A 627-nucleotide genomic window follows, 5' to 3' on the forward strand; every position below is an offset into this window, starting at 1 on the left:
ATGAGCTTTATAATAATATTATAATTATCTTTGCATAAAACTTCAGGCATGAGTAAAATGAACCCTTTCCTCACTAACGGATATGTTTCTGCCGAATATTTCTGCGATCGCACAACAGAAACCGAAACATTGTTGCGTTATCTTACGAATGGCAACAACGCCGCTGGGATATTTAGCCTCCTTACGTGCAGGGATTTCATTCGACTTTTCCGGCAATCCCAGTTGGAACATCGAGATGGGCGACATAAAATCTCCCACTGTCACTTTGGATGAGATTTTCCATTACTTGGCACATGCAGACAAACCGTGCATTGTCGCCATCGATGAATTTCAAACCATTGCCCATTATCCGGAAGCCAACGTGGAGGCCTTGTTGAGAACCTACATGCAACATTGCACGAATGCCACTTTCGTCTATGCCGGTTCCCAGCGTCATCTGATGGGGGAAATCTTTACCAGTCCGGCACGCCCTTTCTATCAGAGCACGGCCATCATGGAGTTGAGGCCCATCCCTTTGTCCTCTTACACTTCGTTCATCCAGAGGCATTTTGTCCAAGCCGGAAAGCAAATTTCGGAAGAAACCATTGAGGAGGTTTACAACCGCTTCGACGGCATCACCTGGTACGT

Annotated in this window: 1 pseudogene; it reads left to right on the plus strand. The window is 46.1% G+C overall.

Annotated features, from left to right (window positions below):
• Positions 1–48 precede the first annotated feature (48 nt).
• A pseudogene (locus tag M3090_RS15530) lies at positions 49–627 on the plus strand (AAA family ATPase); the annotation flags it as partial.

This window comes from Bacteroides sp. ET71 (genome assembly GCF_023336905.1).
Classification (GTDB): domain Bacteria; phylum Bacteroidota; class Bacteroidia; order Bacteroidales; family Bacteroidaceae; genus Bacteroides.